Annotated in this window: 4 protein-coding genes; all 4 read left to right on the top strand. The window is 42.4% G+C overall.

What is annotated here, in order from left to right; all coding sequences use genetic code 11:
• Positions 1-298, top strand: a 298-nt coding sequence (locus E2K52_RS13910) for a (d)CMP kinase (protein WP_171478874.1), incomplete at its 5' end; no start/stop codon positions are given.
• Positions 299-407: 109 nt separating this feature from the next.
• A complete protein-coding gene (gene rpsA / locus E2K52_RS13905) occupies positions 408-2084 on the top strand; it encodes a 30S ribosomal protein S1 (RefSeq protein ID WP_151205612.1) in 1677 nt (558 codons plus the stop codon).
• 164 nt (positions 2085-2248) lie between these two features.
• A complete protein-coding gene (locus E2K52_RS13900) occupies positions 2249-2557 on the top strand; it encodes an integration host factor subunit beta (RefSeq protein ID WP_151205611.1) in 309 nt (102 codons plus the stop codon).
• Positions 2558-2573: 16 nt separating this feature from the next.
• Positions 2574-2939: a lipopolysaccharide assembly protein LapA domain-containing protein gene (locus E2K52_RS13895; protein ID WP_151205610.1), complete on the top strand. Its 366-nt coding sequence runs from the start codon at positions 2574-2576 to the stop codon at positions 2937-2939.
• Positions 2940-3152 lie beyond the last annotated feature (213 nt).

Below are 3152 nucleotides of genomic sequence, written 5' to 3'. Positions count from 1 at the left end.
CGATGGTCGCGATATGGCGACTGCGATTTTTCCTCAGGCACAAGCCAAAATTTATTTGACGGCATCGGCCGAATCACGTGCGCAAAGGCGCGTAAAGCAGTTGCAGGGAATGGGGCTGGATGTTAAAATAAACGACATTTTAGCTAATATTCAGGCGCGGGATAAACGAGATATGGAGCGTACAGTTGCTCCGCTCAAGCCTGCTGATGATGCGTACATTATCGATAGTTCTGATCTGAGTATCGATGAAGTATTCCGGCTGATGACAACTTATGTCAATCAGCGCTTAGCCAAATAACCTATTTTTTCAGCAAATGCATAGCTTGATCAGTTTTATAAGGACTATGTAGATGCTTAATTAAACCGGCCTTGTCTGATCCAAGACCGCTGACTTTATCGGAAATATCATGACCGAATCTTTTGCAGCCCTCTTTGAAGAAAGTGAATTAAACCTCAACGTTGAAAAGGGCGCTGTCATCCAGGGCGTTGTAGTAAGCATCGACTCTGACTGGGTAACTGTTGACACTGGTCTTAAATCTGAAGGTGTTGTTGACCGTGCGGAGTTCTTAAATGAACAACGCGAACTTGAAGTTCAAGTAGGCGACACAGTTGACGTAGTTGTTGAAGCACTTGACAACGGTATGGGTCAAACAGTTCTTTCACGCGAAAAAGCTAAACGCGCTGAAACTTGGACTAAACTTGAAAAAATCTTTGAAGACGGCGAAATCGTTACTGGTGTTATCTCTGGTAAAGTTAAAGGTGGTTTCACTGTTGACATCGGTCCAGTACGTGCGTTCTTACCAGGTTCACTTGTAGACACTCGTCCTATCCGTGACACGACTCACCTTGAAGGTAAAGAGTTAGAGTTCAAGGTTATCAAGCTTGATGCTAAACGTAACAACGTGGTTGTTTCACGTCGTGCGGTTATGGAAGCTGAATCTTCAGCTGACCGTGAAGCGCTTCTTGCTCAGCTTGAAGAAGGTCAAACAGTTACTGGTACAATCAAGAACCTTACTGACTATGGTGCGTTCGTTGACCTTGGCGGTATTGACGGTCTTCTTCACATCACTGACATGGCTTGGAAACGTATCAAGCATCCATCAGAAGTTGTTGAAGTAGGTCAAGAAGTTACTGTTAAAGTACTTAAGTTTGACCGTGAGCGTAACCGCGTATCTTTAGGCCTTAAACAATTAGGCGAAGATCCATGGTTAGCGATCATGAGCCGTTACCCTAAAGGTTCTATCGTTAAAGCTCGTGTAACTAACTTAACTGACTATGGTTGCTTCGCTGAAATCGCTGAAGGCGTTGAAGGCTTAGTACACGTTTCAGAAATGGACCACACAAACAAAAACATCCACCCATCTAAAGTTGTTCAGATCGGTGACGAAGTTGATGTTATGGTTCTTGAAGTTGATGAAGAGCGTCGTCGTATCTCTCTTGGTATCAAACAAACTCGTGCTAACCCATGGGAAGAGTTTGCTAAGAACCACGATAAAGGTGAAAAAGTTTCAGGTACGATCAAGTCAATCACTGACTTCGGTATCTTCATCGGTTTACCAGGTGGTATCGATGGCCTAGTTCACTTGTCTGACATCTCTTGGAACGAGCAAGGCGAAGAAGCTATCCGTCGCTACAAGAAAGGTGACACTGTTGAAGCGGTTATCCTGTCTGTAGATGCTGAAGGCAACCGTATCAGCCTTGGTATCAAGCAGTTGAACAGCGATCCATTCAACGATTTCTTGGCGTCTAACGAACGCGGTGCGCTGGTTAAAGGTACTGTAACTGCAGTTGACGCTAAAGGCGCTACTGTTAAGTTAGCTGACGAAGTTGAAGCAACTCTTAAAGCATCTGAAATCAATCGCGACCGCGTTGAAGATGCGACTAAATTCTTAGAAGTTGGTCAAGAAGTTGAAGCTAAGATTATCAACGTAGATCGTAAATCTCGCTCTATCAACTTGTCTATCAAAGCGAAAGACGAAGCTGAAGAGAAAGAAGCAGTTGCTAACCTGAAAACTACTGCTGTAGCTCAAGACAATGGTCCTAAGACTATTGGTGACTTGATCAAGGCGCAAATGAATAATTAATAGTAGATGATGGAATGTATTGTTAATGTAAGTTAACTGATACTTTCTATACAAATACTGTAAACGGTAGCGTAGTATTTAATTATTGCGCTACCGTTTTGTATTTAAACAGGTTATTATCTGGGAATAGATCCCAAGTAGCTTGATAATTAAAGAGGTCGCAGATGACTACTGAAGCACTTAATAAGTCTGACTTAATAGAGCGTATTGCATTGAAAAATCCACATTTGGCTGAGCCATTGGTGGAAGAAGCGGTTAAAATCATGATTGATCAAATGATTGAGGCTTTATCAGCCGACAACCGTATTGAAATCCGCGGATTTGGTAGCTTCGCACTGCATCATCGTGAGCCTCGTGTGGGTCGTAACCCAAAAACAGGTAAGTCAGTAGAAGTGGCAGCAAAAGCTGTTCCACATTTCAAGCCTGGTAAAGCCTTACGTGACGCAGTAAACGAATCGGCAATGAAGCCATAATATTTACGGGGTAGCTATGCGTTACATTCTGGTTGTTCTTTTACTGGTACTTTTCGGTTATTCATTGGCTCTTGTTTTACAAAATGGCACCGAGTTATCAGTAGACCTGCTTTTCACTCAGGTTCCAGCTATGCGTCTGGGGCTATTACTGTTACTTACTTTATCTTTAGGGATCGTGGTGGGCTTATTATTGGGCGTGCAAGTATTCCGTGTATTTCAAACCAGTTGGGAAATTAAACGACTCCATAAAGATATTGATCATCTGCGTAAAGAACAGTTAAATACTGCGAAAATGATGGCTGCTGAGGCTGCTGCCCAGAGCCGCCATGAAAAAACAGTATTAGATATTAACCCTAATGATCGACCATCTACCCCCCTTTAAATTAGTGTATGCAGTCAGAGGTCTTGACTGAATATGCAAATATATTAATTTCAGCGCCTTTAAGCTCAGCTCAAAGGCGTTTTTTATTAGGGCGTGTCCTCATTTGAAGAATTGGTTTTAAATACTTAAAATCCTCCTTTGAGTTATTTTTATTTCTACATTTTCAATGGCACGCACTCTTCTTACCGATGATATCTGGCAGAAAATTCAAGA

This window comes from Acinetobacter sp. RF14B (genome assembly GCF_006864105.1).
GTDB classification, from domain to species: Bacteria; Pseudomonadota; Gammaproteobacteria; order Pseudomonadales; family Moraxellaceae; genus Acinetobacter; species Acinetobacter lwoffii_C.
This window is presented reverse-complemented; position numbering and strand designations above follow the sequence as displayed.

Excerpts from the sequence above, each read along its gene's own strand:
- E2K52_RS13900 (WP_151205611.1), top strand. The coding sequence starts at position 2,249 with ATGACTACTGAAGCACTTAATAAGTCTGACTTAATAGAGCGTATTGCA.
- E2K52_RS13895 (WP_151205610.1), top strand. The coding sequence starts at position 2,574 with ATGCGTTACATTCTGGTTGTTCTTTTACTGGTACTTTTCGGTTATTCA.
- rpsA (WP_151205612.1), top strand. The coding sequence starts at position 408 with ATGACCGAATCTTTTGCAGCCCTCTTTGAAGAAAGTGAATTAAACCTC.